Source organism: Mycobacterium gordonae, assembly GCF_017086405.1.
GTDB classification, from domain to species: domain Bacteria; phylum Actinomycetota; class Actinomycetes; order Mycobacteriales; family Mycobacteriaceae; genus Mycobacterium; species Mycobacterium gordonae_D.
In genome coordinates, this window is record NZ_CP070973.1 from 239,899 (window position 1) to 256,774 (window position 16,876).

Genomic DNA, 16,876 nt, shown 5'->3' on the forward strand with positions numbered 1-16,876 from the left:
CGTGACGCAGGTCGACCCGCGCCGATTGATTCCGCGCACCGATCAGTTGTTGGCCCGTCCTGCTGTGCAGGAGCAGCGAGAAAGGCTGGGCGACAAGGCGATTCGCGCAACGATTCGCGACATCCAGGAGCAGGCCCGCCGCGGCGATCTGGGGCCCGACCGGGTACCAGAGGCCCTCGAACAGGCCCTGGCCGCCCAGGCCACCACCTCGTTGCGGCCGGTGCTCAACGCCACCGGCGTCGTCGTGCACACCAATCTCGGCCGCGCTCCGTTGGCCGCGGGCGCGGTAGCGGCTCTGATCACGGCCGGCGGCTACGTCGACGTCGAACTCGACCTCACCACCGGCACCCGCTCCAAGCGCGGTGTCGCACTGCGGGAGACACTGCTCGACGCGTGCCCGGCAGCCGAGGATGCCCTCGTCGTCAACAACGGCGCCGCCGCCCTGGTTCTGGCGACCACCGCGCTGGCCGCCGGCAAGGAAGTGATCATCAGCCGCGGGGAGCTCATCGAGATCGGCGCCGGCTTCCGGCTGCCCGATTTGATCGCCTCCACCGGAGCGCGACTGCGCGAAGTCGGAACCACCAACCGCACCCATCCGCGCGACTACGAGGCAGCGCTGAGTCCGGAAACCGGCTGCGTGCTCAAGGTGCACCAGAGCAACTTCCGCGTGGAAGGGTTCACGGCCGCCGCTTCCCTCACCGACCTGCACACCCTGACCACGAACCAGCAGATCCCGTTGATCGCCGACCTCGGTAGCGGGTTACTCGAGCCGGACCCGCTGCTGCCCGAGGAGCCCGACGCCGCCGGCGCGCTCACCGAGGGCGCCGACCTCGTCATCGCGAGCGGCGACAAACTGCTCGGCGGACCACAGGCCGGCATCATCCTCGGCCGCGCCGAGCTAATCACCGTGCTCGCGCGGCATCCGCTGGCCCGGGCCGTCCGAGCCGACAAACTCACCCTGGCCGCCCTCGAGGCGACGGTGCGCGCCGGCGGCTCCCCGGTGACCGCGGCGCTGCACGCCGACAACGACCGGTTGCGTTCCCGGGCGCAGCGGCTGGCAGAGGCCGTCGGGGCGACGGTGGTGGCCCACGACGGCCGGGTGGGCGGCGGGGGTGCCCCCGGCGTGCCGCTGCCGGGGTGGGCGGTCCGCCTGCCCGAGTCGACCGCCGCGCTGCTGCGGGTCGGCGAACCCGCGGTGCTGCCCCGAGTTCACGACGGCGCCTGCCTACTGGACCTGCGCTGCATTCCCGAGGCCGACGACGACCGCGTGCTGGCCGCCGTACGCTCGGCGCTGGGACAGCCCTGAGCACTCACGTCGTGGCCACCGCAGGCCACGTGGACCACGGCAAGAGCACCCTCATCCACGCGCTTACCGGCATGGAGCCCGACCGCTGGGAGGAGGAGCGGCGCCGTGGCCTGACCATCGACCTCGGCTTCGCCTGGACCACCCTGCCGTCCGGCCGCAAAGTCGCCTTCGTCGACGTACCCGGCCACCACCGATTCCTGAGCAACACGCTGGCCGGCCTCGGCCCGGCACCGGTGGTGTGTTTCGTCGTCGCTGCCGACGAGGGCTGGCAGGCGCAGTCCGATGACCACCGCGATGCCGTTGCGGCGCTGGGCATTCGGCACGGCCTCATCGTGATCACCCGCGCCGACCGGGCGCCGGAGCGCGGCGCCGAGGTGCTGGCGCAGGCCCGGGCCGAGTTGGCCGAAACGGGCTTACGCAGCGCGCCGGGCGTCATCGTGTCGGCCGTCGAGGGCACCGGGCTCGCCGAGTTGCGCGCCGCCCTTGACGGAGTCCTGGCGCAGGTCCCCGCGCCGGAGACCACTGCCCGGGTGCGGCTGTGGGTGGACCGTTCCTTCACCATCACCGGCGCCGGCACCGTGGTGACTGGCACGCTGCCGGCGGGAACGCTGGCCGTCGGTGACCGACTGGAACTGTTGGGCGCGTCGCGCACCAGGTCGGCGACGATCCGCGGGTTGCAGAGCTGTGGGCAGCCCTACCCCACACTCGGACCGGTGGCGCGAGTGGCGCTGAACCTGCGCGGCGTAGCGCGCGACGCCGTCCGCCGTGGCGACCCGCTGATCACCCCGGACGCGTGGCCGCACACCCGGCTGCTCGACGTGCGGCGCACCTTCGGCGGGTCGTGGAACGAGACGCCGACGCATCTCGTCGCCCATGTCGGCACGGCCGCCGTGCCGGTGCGGCTGCGGCCGTTCGACGACGATCATGGCCGGCTCACCCTGGACCGATGGCTGCCGCTGGTGCTCGGTGACCGGCTGGTGCTGCGTGACCCCGGCAGCGCACGGGTGCTCGGTGGCGCGCAGGTGCTCGATGCCGAACCGCCCGCTTTGCGCCGGCGCGGCGACAGCGCCCGCCGCGCCGCCGCCCTGGCGCAGTCGGGGCCGGGCGGCGATGTCGAGGCTGAGGTCGAGCGCCGTGGAGCGGTGCGGGAGACTCAGCTGCTCCGCCTGGGACTGCTGCCGCATACCGTGCCCGCGCCGATACTGGTTTTCGACGGTTGGTGGGTGCACCGCCCGACACACCAGGCGTGGCAGCAGCGGCTCCGGACTGCCATTGAGGAGTTGCACGCGCGAGACCCCTTGGTGGACGGCATGTCCCGAGGTGCCGCCCGTGATCTGCTGGCGCTGCCGGACGAAAACCTGCTCGATGACGTCGTCCGTGCTGCCGGCCTCGAGCAGCAGGGGGGCAGCATCCGGGTGCCCGGTGCGCGCAGCCTCCCAGGCGGCGCCGAAGCGTCGGTGAGCGAGTTGGAGACCAGGCTGCGAGCCGAGCCGTTCCGGGCACCCGAAGCCTACGAACTGCAGGCGCTGAAGCTCGGCACCCGGGAACTGGCGGCCGCCGAACGCGCCGGGCGGCTGCTGAGGTTGCGCGACGGCGTGGTGCTGCTGCCGGATTCACCCGCGCTGGCGATGCGCGCTCTTGCCACGCTCGACCAGCCCTTCACCACAAGTCAAGCGCGCCAGGTGCTTAACACCACCCGGCGGGTCGCGATTCCGCTACTCGAACACCTCGATGCACGCGGCTGGACCCGCCGGCTCGATGCGGGTCACCGCGAAGTCGTGCGTTGACGCCTGCGCCGCCCGGCTATTCTGCACGCATGGCGCTCGAAGCGCGTTCAGCGGCGGCGGTGCCGGTCACGAGTCGACGCCGCCGCATGCCGCCACGCAACGTGAGTTATCCCAAGAGCGTTACCCGGCAGAAGCGAGTCCTCGTCAGGGCCACCCGAATCGCCGCGCTCGTGAGCGGGTTCTACACGCTTCTTGCAATCTTCGCCGGGCACAACGAAGCTTCTATCGCCGCGCTCAGTGCCGTCAGCACTGTGATCTACCTGAGTATCCCGCTGTTGTACCGCTACGGGGAACTCTTCGCGCCAATGGTTTTCATGATCGCGGCGTACGTGTTGATCACGGTGCTGTGCTTACGCATCGGCACCGGAACCGGAATCCAGTTCTACTACCTGGTGGGTGCGTCGATTGTCGTGCTGGTCCTGGGCATCGACCATCTCGGTCTGGCATCGGTGATGGCTGCCGTAGGTGCGGTGCTGACAGTCGCATTGCAGCTGACGGTTCCCGAAAGAACGGGCGTGCAACCGGATTGGGCCTACACGTTGAGCTACATCGTATCGGTGGTCATCTCCTGGCTCATGGTGATGGCGATCGTATGGTCGGCGCTGCGTGAAATCACCCGTGCCGAACGGGTGATCGAAGCTGAGTATCAGCGCTCGGAGTCGTTGCTCGCCAACATACTCCCGGCGAAAGTCGCCGAGCGGTTGAAGGATCCGTCCCGAACCGTCATCGCCGACAAGTACGACGACGCTTCTGTGTTGTTCGCCGACATCGCCGGTTTCACGAGTCGGGCGAGCGACACCGCACCCACCGACCTGGTCCGGTTCCTGGATGAGCTCTACACCAAACTGGACGCCCTGGTGGACCGGCACGCCCTGGAGAAGATCAAGACCAGTGGCGATTCGTACATGGTCGTCAGCGGCGTGCCGGATCCGCGCCCGGACCACCTCGAGGCGCTGGCGAGGCTGGCACTGGATATGGCGGAGGCGGTTGCGGATCTCAAAGACCCACGCGGCCGAGCGGTTCCGTTGCGGATCGGCCTGGCCGTCGGTCCCGTGGTTGCCGGCGTGGTGGGGGCGCGCAAGTTCTTCTACGACGTGTGGGGCGATGCCGTGAACGTCGCGGCCCGGATGGAGACCACCGATGTCGAGGGGCGGATTCAGGTGCCGCAGAACGTCTATGACCGACTCAAGGAACATTTCGTGTTCGAGGAGCGCGGCGACATCGACGTCAAAGGCAAGGGCGTGATGCACACCTGGTACCTCGTCGCCAGGCGCCGTTGAGTTAAATCCCGGCCGCGTCTGCGATTTCGCGCGCCTTCTGGACCCGGGCATCGATCCAGGCGACGACCGGAGTCCCGGCCGATGCCTTGTTCTGAGGTTCGTCCCTGGCCCGGCGCATGACGCCCTCGCCGATGATCGCCAGCTTCCACAGTCCCAGCGCGTGCCAGTACTGCAACGCGGCGGCGTCGCGCCCCGTCTCGTCCAGATACAACCTTGTCATTTCCGCCCGATTCGGGAACCCCGCCAACGTCGACGGCGCGTAGTCACCGTTGAGCGCCTCATCCGGCTCGACCCAGTAGGTGAGCAGGCTGCCCATGTCGGCCAGCGGATCGCCCAGCGTGGACAGTTCCCAATCCAGCGTCGCCACGATCTCGCCGGTATCCGGTGACGTGATCAGGTTGCGCAGGTGAAAGTCGCCGTGCACCAGGCTGATCTCACGCTGCTCGGGCGCGGCGGCGGCCAGTCGGCGGGTGAGGTCGTCGAGGGCGGGGAGTTCGCGGGTTTTCGACAGCTCCCACTGGCCGGCCCAGCGTTTGAGCTGCCGCTGCGCATACGGCTTGTGGCTGGCCAGGTCGGCAAGTCCCACCTCGTCGAGGTTGACGGCGTGGATCTTGGCCAGGGTGCGTGGCAGGTCCACGGCGATCTGGTGCCGTTGCCGCGGTGTCAGCGCTCCGGCGACCCTCATCGTGTCGACCACCAGCCCGTCGACGAAACTCATCAACACCAGCGGCGCGTCGCAGAACTCGGAATCGGTTGTGGTGGCCAGAATTTGAGGTACTGGAACCGGTGTCTCGGCCAGGGCCGCGACGATGCGGGCTTCCCGCAGCACGTCATGCGCCGAGGCCAGCAGATGCCCCAGGGGCGGTCGGCGCAACACCCAGGCGCGGCCCGCGGCGTCGCTGACCCGGTATGTCAGATTCGACTGCCCGAGCCCGATCCGTTGGAATTGCAGCGGTTCCTCGAACCCGATCCCCAGCGTCGTGAGCCACCGCGCGATCGCGTCCGGGTCGAGGCCGACCACCGTCACCTGGGTGCCCGGTACTTACGCAGTTCCTGGCTAGCGATGGCGCGCTTGTGCACCTCGTCGGGACCGTCGGCCAGCCGCAGGGTGCGCAGGTGCGCCCATGCCATAGCCAGGGGAAAGTCGTCGGTGACGCCACCGCCGCCGTGCACCTGGATGGCGCGGTCGACGATCTTGAGCGCGATATTGGGGGCCGCGACCTTGATGGCCGCGATCTCGGTCCTGGCCTCTTTGTTGCCGACCGTGTCCATCAGGTACGCGGCCTTCATGGTCAGCAGCCGGATCATCTCGATGTCGATGCGGGACTCGGCGATCCAGTCTCGGATGTTGGCGTTGGCGCTGATCGGCTTGCCGAAGGCAACCCGGGACTCCGCGCGCCTGCACAGCAGCTCCAGCGCCCGCTCAGCCATGCCGATGGCCCGCATGCAGTGGTGGATGCGGCCCGGACCCAGCCGGGCCTGGCTGATCGCGAAGCCCTCGCCCTCGCCCTTGAGCACGTCCTTCGACGGCACCCTTACGTCCTCGAAGTCGATCTCCGCATGGCCCTCGCGGTCCTGGTAGCCGAAGACCGGCAGGTTGCGCCGCACCGTGATGCCGGGGGCGTCAATCGGCACCACCAGCATCGACTGCTGACGGTGCGGTGCCGCGTTCGGGTCGGTCTTGCCCATCACGATCAGCACCTTGCAGTTACGGTGCATTCCGTTGGAGGCGAACCATTTTCGCCCGTTCAGGACGTAGTCGTCACCGTCGCGGACCATGGACATCTCGACATTGGTGGCATCCGAGCTGGCGACCGCCGGCTCGGTCATCGCGAACGCCGAGCGGATCTTGCCGTCCAGCAACGGCTTGAGGTAACGCTCCTTGTGTTCTTCGGTGCCGAACAGGGTCAGCACCTCCATGTTTCCGGTGTCCGGGGCGCTGCAGTTGCACGCCTCGGGGGCGAGGTGGCTGCGGCCCATGATCTCGGCCAGCGGCGCGTACTCGAGGTTGGTCAGCCCGGGCCCCCACTCGGGGTGCGGGTGAAACAGGTTCCACAGCCCCCGCTTTCGCGCCTCGGTCTTGAGGTCTTCCAGGATCGGGGGGTGGAAGTGCGGATCGCCGGCCTCCCGCATCTGCTCGTCATAGACCGCCTCGGACGGGTAGACGTGCGCATCCATGAACTCGAGCAGGTCCGATTCGTACCGCTGGGCGCGCTCGGACATATCAAACAGGGGCATATCCAGATGCCTACACCACCCACTCGACCATCAGGTCATGGGGGCTCAGCCAGCTTCGCTAGCCACGATCCACCGGGTAGGAATCGCCGTGCGTCGCGGCGCTTGTCGGTGCGAAACATTTGGTCTTCTCCTGGGAGCGGCACACGAACAACACCCCCTCGGTGCCGGCGAACCGGGCCATGTGCTCGTAGGCTCGTCGCGACAGCATTCCCTGCGCCTATCGGGGCGATCCAGGCGTGCCCGGCACGCCTTTGGTGCCCTGGACGCCGGCTGCACCGGTCGCGCCCGACAAGCCCGGCATACCGACGCCGGCTGCGCCGACGCCCCCAGCTCCGCCGGCACCGGCGCCGCCCCCAGCACCGGCCCCGCCCCCGGCGCCACCGATGCCCCCATCGCCTCCCAGGGCACCAAGACCCCCGCCGGAGCCTCCGGTGGCCGGGGTAATGATGCCCGCGTTGCCGCCGTTTCCCCCGGTGCCGCCGGTGCCGCCGGTGCCGCCAGTCCCGCCGGAGCCGCCGAGGCCGCCGGCTCCGCCGGCGCCATTGGCGGCCGATCCGCCGGCGCCGCCGCCGCCCCCGGTGCCGCCGGTGCCGCCGGTGCCGCCAGTGCCGCCAGTCCCGCCGGTGCCGCCGGGGGCACCGGTGTCGCCGCCGCCGGCACCGTTACCGCCGGTGCCGCCGTCCCCGCCGCTGCCGCCGCTGGCACCGTTGCCGCCGCCGCCGCCGTTACCGCCGTTGCCACCGTTGCCGCCGTTGCCGGTCACCGTACCGCCGGCACCGCCGTTACCGCCGGTGCCGCCGGCTCCGCCGGTGCTACCTGACACGCCTGTGCCGCCGCTGCCGCCGGTGCCGGCAGCGCCGCTGCCGAATCCGCCGTTGCCGCCGTTGCCGCCGTTGCCGCCGCCGAAGCCCCCGTTGCCGCCGTTGCCGCCGGTGCCGCCACCGGCGCCTTCTCTACCGCCGTCGCCGCCGTTGCCGCCGTTCCCGCCGCCGCTGCCGCCGTCTCCTCCGTCGCCGCCAGCGCCGCCAGTACCAGCCCCGACGCCGGCGGCGCCGCCTTGACCACCTTGGCCGCCGGTGCCGCCGCCGCTGCCGCCGGTGCCCCCGGCGCCGCCGTTACCGCCGTTGCCGTCGAGATGGCCGTCGCCGCCGCTGCCGCCGTCTCCGCCTGCGGCGGCGACACTGCCGTTGGTGGGGCCGCCGTTGCCGCCCTGGCCGCCGTTGCCGCCGTTGGAAACGGACAAAACCTTGCCGCTGCCGGCGCTGCCGCCAGCGCCGCCGGGTTGCGCTGTATCGCCATTGTGGCCCGGGCCGCCGTCGCTGCCGTCGATGCCGTTGGGGCGCCGGCGTTAACGCCGTGAGTGCCGACGGTTGCTGCGGGCTGTTGGGAGGGTGGGAGGGGTTGTGGGTTGTGAGTTGGCGCGCCGGTGGTGCCGCTTCCGCCGGCGCCGCCGGTTCCGCCGTTTCCGTTGGTGCCGGCGTTGCCGCCGATCCCGCCGGCTCCGCCGGTGCCACCGGCGACGCCGTTGCCGCCGTTGCCGCCGTTGCCGCCGTGGCCGTGGGCGGCGCCGTTGCCGCCGGTTCCGCCCGCCCCGCCGGCCCCGCCATTGTTGTCGTTGTTGTTGATGTTGCCGTTGGCGCCGTTGCCGCCGTGGCCGCCGCGGCCTGCGTTGGCGGGGGTGCCGATGGTGCCGGCGTTGCCGCCATTGCCGCCAGCCCCGCCGGCTCCGTCGTTGATCACGGTGGTGCCGTTATTGATTCCGTTGCCGCCGTTGCCGCCGTTGCCGCCGTTGCCGCCGTGGCCGGCGGCGGCGCTATTGGAGGTGGCGTTGCCGCCGTTGCCGCCATTGCCGCCGGTGCCGGCGGCGGCGCCGTTGCCGCCGTTGCCGCCGTTGCCGCCGTGGGCGGGTGTGGCGCCGGTGCCGGCGTTGCCGCCGGACCCGCCGTTGCCGCCGTCCTCATTACCGAAACCGAAGCCGCCGTTGCCGCCGTTGCCGCCGGACCCGCCGTGCCCGGCGTTGCCGGCGATGGCGTTGCCGCCGTTGCCGCCGTTGCCGCCGTCGCCGCCGGCGGCGCCGTTGCCGCCGTCGCCGCCGTATCCGGCGCTGCCGCCGGAGCTGGCGTTGCCGCCCTTACCGCCGGCCCCGCCGCCGGCCGGGTTGCCGGTGACGCTGAAGCCTTCACCGCCGTTGCCGCCGTTGCCGCCGCGGCCGTCGGTGCCCAGGGTGCCGGCGTTGCCGCCGTTACCGCCCCGACCGCCGGGGCTGTCGATGCTGGTGTTGGTGGCGCCGTTGCCGCCGTTGCCGCCATTGCCGGCTTGGCCGAGGGTGGCGATGGTGGTGCCGCCGGTGCCGATGTTGCCGGCGTTGCCGCCGTTGCCGCCGTCACCACCGGCGCCGGTGTTGGTGGTGGAGACGCCCTTGGCGCCGTTGCCGCCGTTGCCGCCGTTGCCGGAGTTACCGCCGGCCAGGCCGTGCACCCCGGCGTTGCCGCCGTTGCCGCCGTTGCCGCCGTCACCGCCGTCACCGCCGGCGGTGGTGGCGTTGGCGCCGTTGCCGCCGTGCCCGCCGGCCCCACCGCTGCCCACCGTTCCGCCGTTGCCGCCGCCACCGCCGTTACCGGCCGGGGTCAGGGCGGTGGCGTTGGCGCCGTTGCCGCCGGCCCCGCCGTTGCCGCCGCTGCTGGGGGTGGCGCCGTTGGCGCCGTTGACACCGGCGGCCCCGCCGCTGCCGCCGCTGCCATGCCCGCCGCCGTGCCCGCCGATACCGATCGCCCCGGGATTGCCGCCGTTGCCGCCGTTGCCGCCGTCGACGTGGGTGGCATCGGCGTGCGCCCCGGCGCCGCCATCACCGGGGGTTCCGGCGTTACCGCCGGCCCCACCTGCTCCGCCGCTGCCGTTGCTACCGGCAACACCCAGGCCTTGAGCTTGTCCGGCGGCGCCACCAGCCCCACCCGCGCCGCCGCCGCCGCCGTCACCACCGCCGCCGCCCGCGCCGCCGGCGCCGTTGCCGGTGACGTAGCTGCCGGCAGTACCAGCCCCGCCGTGCCCGCCGATCCCGCCGACCCCACCGGCCCCGCCGACCCCGCCGTCCCCACCGTTGCCGACCAGCGTGCCGCCCAACCCGCCGGCCCCGCCGGCCCCGCCGTTGCTGCCACCCCCACCACTGCCGCCGATCCCACCGGCCAAACCGGAGTCCCCGCCGAACCCAGCAGCCCCGGCCCCGCCGGCCCCGCCGGTACCGCCGCGCCCGAACCAGCCGGCGTCCCCGCCCCGCCCCCCCGCGCCGCCGGGGATCGCGGGGTTAAACGACGGCGCCCCCGGCGCCCCGGCCCCCCCGTTACCCGCCAGCCAGCCACCGTTGCCGCCCGCGCCGCCGGCCCCACCGGAACCGGCCAACGCAGCCCCGCCCAGCCCCCCGTTGCCCACCAACCCGGCAGCCCCACCGGCACCGGCCGCGGAGGTGGCCGTGGCCGCCGCGCCGGTCCCGCCATTGCCCAGCAACCAACCACCGGCCCCACCGGCCCCGCCGTTGACCCCAGCCACCCCGGTGGCGCCATTCGCGATCAGCCCGCGCCCGGTCAGCGCGACGAACGGCGCGTTGAGCACCGGATTGAGCACCCCACCCAGCGGACTAGCGATCCAGCCCTGCCCGATCTGTTGCACCGGCTCCACCAGCAGCGACTGCGCCCCCCCGACAGCCAGCCCCGTCAACGACACGTTCGTGGCCTCCGCACCGGCAAACACGCTCCCCGCACTGCTCAGCGCCCGCACAAACTGCTCATGAAACGCCGACGCCTGAACGCTGAGCGCCTGATACTGCCGGCCATGGCTAGCGAACAGCGCCGCGATCGCCACTGAAACCTCATCACCACCGGCGGCCACCAACGCCGTAGTCGGGGCCGCCGCCGCAGCGGTAGCCGCCCCAATCGCCGAACCAATCCCCACCACATCCCCCGCCGCCGCCACCACCAACTCCGCCGAAACAACCACAAACGACACCACGCACCGCCTCGCCTTGTGCCGTGTGGGCTATCCGGTTCGAGGTCCTGGTGCGCCGTGGGTTCCGGCCGTTCCAGTGGTGCCGCCGTTGCCCGTCCCGCCGGTTGCTCCGGAGAGACCAGTTTCGCCGGTGCCCAGCGTCCCGACTCCGCCAGCGCCGCCCGCTCCGCCTCCGCCGCCGGCGCCCCCGCCACCGCCGGTACCACCGCCGCCGCCCTTACCGCCTGAGCTGGTCTGCGGCTCACCGATGTAGGTGGCGCCGCCGTCCCCGCCGTTGCCGCCGGTGCCGCCGGTGCCGCCGGTGCCGCCGGTGCCGCCACCACCACCCAGACCCCCGGCGCCGCCGAAACCATGGGCAGCGGCTCCGCCGGTGCCACCCGCACCACCCGAGCCGCCTGTGCCGCCGGTGCCGCCGGCGCCGCCGGTGCCGCCGGTGCCACCGTCGCCACCCACGCCTTCGGTGCCGAAGCCAACGGTGTTGCCGCCGGTGCCGCCGCCGCCGCCGGTGCCGCCGGTGGCGCCGGTGTTGCCAGTGGCACCCGCACCGCCGTTGCCGCCCGCGCCGCCGTTGCCGCTCACCGAGCCGCCGGCTCCGCCAGCGCCACCGGCGCCGCCAGCGCCACCGCCACTGCCTGTTACGCCGGCACCGCCCGAGCCGCCGGCGCCCCCGACGCCACCGGTGGCCCCCGGTGTTCCGTAGATGTCGCCGCCGTTGCCGCCTTTGCCGCCGGTGCCACCGCCGAAGCCGCCGCTCCCGCCAACGCCTCCGCTACCGCCATTGCCTGCGGCACCGCTCGCTTCGCCGTAGCCGCCGTTGCCGCCGTTGCCGCCCTGGCCGGCGCCGGTGCCTCCGTTGCCGCCGTTGCCGCCGTTGCCGCCCCTACCGTTGTCGCCACTGTTGCCGCCGCTGCCGCCGTTGCCGCCGGTCCCGCCGCCGCTGCCGCCGTTGCCGCCGGTATTGCCGTTTCCGCCGTGGCCGTCGAGGTGGCCGTCGCCGCCGCTGCCGCCGTCTCCGCCTGCGGCGGCGACACTGCCGTTGGTGGGGCCACCGTTGCCGCCGGTACCGCCATTGCCCCCATTGGCGCTGGTCAACCCGCCGCCCTTGCCTCCGTTGCCGCCGGCGCCCCCGGGCTCCCCAGTAATCCCGTTGTCGCCCTTGCTGCCGTTGCCGCCGTTGCCCCCTCCGTCGGCGCCAGGGATACCGGGCGGCGCTGCGGGCTGTTGGGAGGGGGGAGGGGTTGTGGGTTGTGAGTTGGCGCGCCGGTGGTGCCGCTTCCGCCGGCGCCGCCGGTTCCGCCGTTTCCGTTGGTGCCGGCGTTGCCGCCGATCCCGCCGGCTCCGCCGGTGCCACCGGCGACGCCGTTGCCGCCGTGGCCGCCGTTGCCGCCGTGGCCGTGGGCGGCGCCGTTGCCGCCGGTTCCGCCCGCCCCGCCGGCCCCGCCATTGTTGTCGTTGTTGTTGATGTTGCCGTTGGCGCCGTTGCCGCCGTGGCCGCCGCGGCCTGCGTTGGCGGGGGTGCCGATGGTGCCGGCGTTGCCGCCATTGCCGCCAGCCCCGCCGGCTCCGTCGTTGATCACGGTGGTGCCGTTATTGATTCCGTTGCCGCCGTTGCCGCCGTTGCCGCCGTGGCCGGCGGCGGCGCTATTGGAGGTGGCGTTGCCGCCGTTGCCGCCATTGCCGCCGGTGCCGGCGGCGGCGCCGTTGCCGCCGTTGCCGCCGTTGCCGCCGTGGGCGGGTGTGGCGCCGGTGCCGGCGTTGCCGCCGGACCCGCCGTTGCCGCCGTCCTCATTACCGAAACCGAAGCCGCCGTTGCCGCCGTTGCCGCCGGACCCGCCGTGCCCGGCGTTGCCGGCGATGGCGTTGCCGCCGTTGCCGCCGTTGCCGCCGTCGCCGCCGGCGGCGCCGTTGCCGCCGTCGCCGCCGTATCCGGCGCTGCCGCCGGAGCTGGCGTTGCCGCCCTTACCGCCGGCCCCGCCGCCGGCCGGGTTGCCGGTGACGCTGAAGCCTTCACCGCCGTTGCCGCCGTTGCCGCCGCGGCCGTCGGTGCCCAGGGTGCCGGCGTTGCCGCCGTTACCGCCCCGACCGCCGGGGCTGTCGATGCTGGTGTTGGTGGCGCCGTTGCCGCCGTTGCCGCCATTGCCGGCTTGGCCGAGGGTGGCGATGGTGGTGCCGCCGGTGCCGATGTTGCCGGCGTTGCCGCCGTTGCCGCCGTCACCACCGGCGCCGGTGTTGGTGGTGGAGACGCCCTTGGCGCCGTTGCCGCCGTTGCCGCCGTTGCCGGAGTTACCGCCGGCCAGGCCGTGCACCCCGGCGTTGCCGCCGTTGCCGCCGTTGCCGCCGTCACCGCCGTCACCGCCGGCGGTGGTGGCGTTGGCGCCGTTGCCGCCGTGCCCGCCGGCCCCACCGCTGCCCACCGTTCCGCCGTTGCCGCCGCCACCGCCGTTACCGGCCGGGGTCAGGGCGGTGGCGTTGGCGCCGTTGCCGCCGGCCCCGCCGTTGCCGCCGCTGCTGGGGTGGCGCCGTTGGCGCCGTTGACACCGGCGGCCCCGCCGCTGCCGCCGCTGCCATGCCCGCCGCCGTGCCCGCCGATACCGATCGCCCCGGGATTGCCGCCGTTGCCGCCGTTGCCGCCGTCGACGTGGGTGGCATCGGCGTGCGCCCCGGCGCCGCCATCACCGGGGGTTCCGGCGTTACCGCCGGCCCCACCTGCTCCGCCGCTGCCGTTGCTACCGGCAACACCCAGGCCTTGAGCTTGTCCGGCGGCGCCACCAGCCCCACCCGCGCCGCCGCCGCCGCCGTCACCACCGCCGCCGCCCGCGCCGCCGGCGCCGTTGCCGGTGACGTAGCTGCCGGCAGTACCAGCCCCGCCGTGCCCGCCGATCCCGCCGACCCCACCGGCCCCGCCGACCCCGCCGTCCCCACCGTTGCCGACCAGCGTGCCGCCCAACCCGCCGGCCCCGCCGGCCCCGCCGTTGCTGCCACCCCCACCACTGCCGCCGATCCCACCGGCCAAACCGGAGTCCCCGCCGAACCCAGCAGCCCCGGCCCCGCCGGCCCCGCCGGTACCGCCGCGCCCGAACCAGCCGGCGTCCCCGCCCCGCCCCCCCGCGCCGCCGGGGATCGCGGGGTTAAACGACGGCGCCCCCGGCGCCCCGGCCCCCCCGTTACCCGCCAGCCAGCCACCGTTGCCGCCCGCGCCGCCGGCCCCACCGGAACCGGCCAACGCAGCCCCGCCCAGCCCCCCGTTGCCCACCAACCCGGCAGCCCCACCGGCACCGGCCGCGGAGGTGGCCGTGGCCGCCGCGCCGGTCCCGCCATTGCCCAGCAACCAACCACCGGCCCCACCGGCCCCGCCGTTGACCCCAGCCACCCCGGTGGCGCCATTCGCGATCAGCCCGCGCCCGGTCAGCGCGACGAACGGCGCGTTGAGCACCGGATTGAGCACCCCACCCAGCGGACTAGCGATCCAGCCCTGCCCGATCTGTTGCACCGGCTCCACCAGCAGCGACTGCGCCCCCCCGACAGCCAGCCCCGTCAACGACACGTTCGTGGCCTCCGCACCGGCAAACACGCTCCCCGCACTGCTCAGCGCCCGCACAAACTGCTCATGAAACGCCGACGCCTGAACGCTGAGCGCCTGATACTGCCGGCCATGGCTAGCGAACAGCGCCGCGATCGCCACTGAAACCTCATCACCACCGGCGGCCACCAACGCCGTAGTCGGGGCCGCCGCCGCAGCGGTAGCCGCCCCAATCGCCGAACCAATCCCCACCACATCCCCCGCCGCCGCCACCACCAACTCCGCCGAAACAACCACAAACGACACCACGCACCGCCTCGCCTCAGTTTCAGGGACCGGCAACTATCTGACCGCCAGCAAACCAGACGTCGATGGTAAACCCGTTTCGGTCAAAAATTGATCAAATGTTCGTATTTCTGTCTGATAACTCGGCCCGCTGATGTCGCGCGACCTCAGCCGCCAGCCCGTGCGATGACGGTCATGCCCAAAATGAAGCCCGGGGGACGGGGCGTCGGGTACTGCGCACAAGCGGTCGGGGACCGCGAGCGCAGCCGGATACGTGGTGGGCGCAGATGAGTCTTCGACGACAAAAATTCGCCACATTGCCGGAGCCCCTGTCACCACACTGCGGGGCGGTCGATGGTTCCTGTTCGTGCCGGCCGATGCTCGGAGTCAGATGCGGGCCCGGACTTCCCATGTGTCGGGGGTATCGAGTAGCCGCATACGACGGTCGCGACATCTGGACGTAGTGCCGCGCGCGCCGGCTGGATCTCGACCGTCTGCACCGAACTCGCCGCTGTAGCCGTGGCGCTGGTAAATGGTCGCTTCGGATGCTCGCGACGTCGCGACCGCGTCGCCGCGCGCGGCGGCATCGCAACAATTGACGGCGCACCAACTCGGTGGGGCTTAGGTACCGCCATTGGTGCTCCTCGCTTGAGATCTTTCCAGGATCGGCGGGTGGAAGTGCGGATCGCCGGCCGCCCCCATCTGCTCGTCGTAGACGGACTTGGATGGGTAAACGTGCGAATTCGTGAATTCGAGCAGGTCCGATTGCTACCGCGTGGGTGCACTGACGCCGCCGTTCTACCCGGCCCCCGACTCGTCGGTGAGCACGAGGGGCCGATTCATGTCGTGTACAGCTTCATCCCCAGTCGCAACCACCACCCCTACGGCTGCACCGGCAGCCATAGCTTCCGCGACATGGGCACGACCAACCTTGGGGTATCCTGACGATCGACTCAATATCACTATGGTGCAACCGATTTCGGTGCAACGATAGTCTCGTCACCCTTGCGAAGAAGGCCGCGATCTCGCTGCGGCAGCACTGAGGATGTCACGGTGATTTCGGGGATCGGGGGCCGCAATGCAGCGCAATGCAGGGCGCGGTGCACGGCGGCTAAGTGCATCGTGAGGGCACGCCCCGGAACGGGACGGGCTGTGGTGCGCGCATCATGTCATGCGAAGCGGACAACGATCCGGGGCACTGTGTCAACCGTCGTCTTCGGTGAGGGGTTGCGAGCAGTTGGCAAAACATCAGGCAATCGCGGTTGAGGGTCTCGACTTCGCCGACTCCACCACCGGCGTAAAGCACGGCCCAGAGCCAGGTTCCGCCAAATCATCTCGGGCATGCCAACCGCTAAACTGCATGCTCTACTGCTCGCGACTTCGACCGAGGCCGGGATCAGTGTGATGGCCGTCGACTCTGCCTACACCACTAGGTGGGGTGCGCAGCACCGGCAGAAACCTCTGGCCGCACACACCCACAGACCACCGGTCACCACGCGGCAAGCGTGGCGATCGGAAAGCGGGCCCTCGGACACCGTATTCGGCGACGCGTGACACCGCCCCCATGCCGCCGGAGCGGTGGTGTGGGGCATCGGATGATGCAGGCCGAATCGGGCGTCCAGCAGCGTGAGGCAAGCCGCCACCCCTGGCCACGACCACGCATCCGATCCGTGCGCCCACCCGGGGCGAAGAACGCGGGAAGCCCGACGGCTCAACACCGTTCGGGGCCACTCACTGAGCAAAATTCAGTTTGGCTCAGAGTCCAGAAACGGTACTCCGCGCACAGGGTGCGCTTCGTACTGCATCTCGTCCAGTTCGCCGATACCATTGAAGAACTGCACCACGTGGCAGACTTCAGCGGAGGCATTGCGCAACTCGTGCCAGCTGTGACGCGGAATCAATAGAAGCTGACCCGGCCTGACTTCGGTTGATTCCTCGTAGTCACCGTCAAATATCAGCGCACCGGCGAGAGGGACGATGATCAAGTCGGCATTGGGATGACGATGCATGTGGTGGACGAAACCCGGTGGGAAGGTGTAGTGGTCCACAACGATCCCGCGCGTCCCGGAGAGCGAGTCGCTCAACAATCGGCGGTTGATCTGGTGTCCCGTAATGTCTTTCCGGGCGAAGAGTTCCGGCGAGATTTCGCTGAACGTCAGTAAGCGGGCGTACTCCACTGTTCCTCCACGGGCTGCTAAACGCATGCGTTCACAATCAAAATCGCATCAGCGATGAGAAACGACGAACAAAGCCGCCGGGGTACCGGTCACCGCTACTGAGCCTGCGTCTTGCCCGAGGTTAACAACCTACCGGTCAATCACGACAAGGGTTCGTTTCGGTTAGGCGAGTCGATGGCTTAGTTCGCGCCCTGCTCCGTAATCTGCGCTGTTGCAGAACCCGCGCCGCTGGAATGTGTACGTTCTCACCACACCATGCCTCCGTTGCCGCCGACGCCGCTCTT

General features: G+C 71.7%; 12 protein-coding genes and 1 pseudogene. 3 read left to right on the plus strand and 10 right to left on the minus strand.

What is annotated here, in order from left to right:
- The first annotated feature begins 1 nt into the window (after position 1).
- The 3 genes from selA to JX552_RS01090 are packed head-to-tail and all read left to right on the plus strand — an operon-like array spanning position 2 to position 4,373.
- Positions 2–1,306: an L-seryl-tRNA(Sec) selenium transferase gene (selA, locus tag JX552_RS01080; RefSeq protein WP_205875701.1), complete on the plus strand. Its 1,305-nt coding sequence runs from the start codon at positions 2–4 to the stop codon at positions 1,304–1,306.
- 11 nt (positions 1,307–1,317) lie between these two features.
- Positions 1,318–3,093, plus strand: a complete 1,776-nt coding sequence (selB, locus tag JX552_RS01085) for a selenocysteine-specific translation elongation factor (protein ID WP_241010839.1) — start codon at positions 1,318–1,320, stop codon at positions 3,091–3,093.
- 29 nt (positions 3,094–3,122) lie between these two features.
- Positions 3,123–4,373, plus strand: a complete 1,251-nt coding sequence (locus JX552_RS01090; protein ID WP_205875702.1) for an adenylate/guanylate cyclase domain-containing protein — start codon at positions 3,123–3,125, stop codon at positions 4,371–4,373.
- 1 nt (position 4,374) lies between these two features.
- Here JX552_RS01090 and JX552_RS01095 read toward each other — a convergent pair whose 3' ends face one another.
- The 10 genes and pseudogenes from JX552_RS01095 to JX552_RS01130 all read right to left on the minus strand — a co-directional run bounded on the left by JX552_RS01095 (position 4,375) and on the right by JX552_RS01130 (position 16,592).
- Positions 4,375–5,400, minus strand: coding sequence for a phosphotransferase family protein (locus JX552_RS01095; protein WP_205875703.1), 1,026 nt, complete (start codon positions 5,398–5,400; stop codon positions 4,375–4,377).
- Entirely contained in the window at positions 5,397–6,611 is a 1,215-nt protein-coding gene (locus JX552_RS01100) for an acyl-CoA dehydrogenase family protein (RefSeq protein WP_205875704.1), read from the minus strand. The genes JX552_RS01095 and JX552_RS01100 overlap by 4 nt, the downstream gene beginning before the upstream one ends.
- A 58-nt stretch (positions 6,612–6,669) precedes the next feature.
- Positions 6,670–6,819: a hypothetical protein gene (locus JX552_RS01105; RefSeq protein WP_205875705.1), complete on the minus strand. Its 150-nt coding sequence runs from the start codon at positions 6,817–6,819 to the stop codon at positions 6,670–6,672.
- A gap of 9 nt (positions 6,820–6,828) precedes the next feature.
- Entirely contained in the window at positions 6,829–7,434 is a 606-nt protein-coding gene (locus JX552_RS33880) for a hypothetical protein (RefSeq protein WP_431195908.1), read from the minus strand.
- The gene (locus JX552_RS01110; RefSeq protein WP_431195909.1) at positions 7,371–10,610 is read right to left on the minus strand and encodes a PE family protein; all 3,240 of its coding nucleotides are present in this window, start codon (positions 10,608–10,610) and stop codon (positions 7,371–7,373) included. The genes JX552_RS33880 and JX552_RS01110 overlap by 64 nt, the downstream gene beginning before the upstream one ends.
- A 30-nt stretch (positions 10,611–10,640) precedes the next feature.
- Entirely contained in the window at positions 10,641–11,702 is a 1,062-nt protein-coding gene (locus tag JX552_RS01115; RefSeq protein ID WP_205875706.1) for a hypothetical protein, read from the minus strand.
- Positions 11,699–13,024 (minus strand): hypothetical protein, encoded by a 1,326-nt coding sequence (locus tag JX552_RS01120; protein ID WP_205875707.1) that lies wholly within the window; start codon positions 13,022–13,024, stop codon positions 11,699–11,701. Before JX552_RS01120 ends, JX552_RS01115 begins: the two co-directional genes overlap by 4 nt.
- A gap of 41 nt (positions 13,025–13,065) precedes the next feature.
- Positions 13,066–14,436 carry a PE family protein gene (locus JX552_RS33095; protein WP_205875708.1) on the minus strand — a complete coding sequence of 457 codons (1,371 nt, stop codon included), beginning with the start codon at positions 14,434–14,436 and terminating at the stop codon, positions 13,066–13,068.
- A gap of 314 nt (positions 14,437–14,750) precedes the next feature.
- Positions 14,751–15,031 (minus strand): annotated as a pseudogene (locus tag JX552_RS33885) (GNAT family N-acetyltransferase); the annotation flags it as partial.
- A 1,129-nt stretch (positions 15,032–16,160) separates the two neighbouring features.
- On the minus strand, positions 16,161–16,592 hold the full coding sequence (locus tag JX552_RS01130) for a cupin domain-containing protein (RefSeq protein ID WP_205875709.1): 432 nt from the start codon (positions 16,590–16,592) through the stop codon (positions 16,161–16,163).
- Positions 16,593–16,876: the final 284 nt, after the last annotated feature.

Excerpts from the sequence above, each read along its gene's own strand:
- JX552_RS01090 (WP_205875702.1), top strand. The coding sequence starts at position 3,123 with ATGGCGCTCGAAGCGCGTTCAGCGGCGGCGGTGCCGGTCACGAGTCGA.
- JX552_RS01100 (WP_205875704.1), bottom strand. The coding sequence starts at position 6,611 with ATGCCCCTGTTTGATATGTCCGAGCGCGCCCAGCGGTACGAATCGGAC.
- JX552_RS01105 (WP_205875705.1), bottom strand. The coding sequence starts at position 6,819 with ATGCTGTCGCGACGAGCCTACGAGCACATGGCCCGGTTCGCCGGCACC.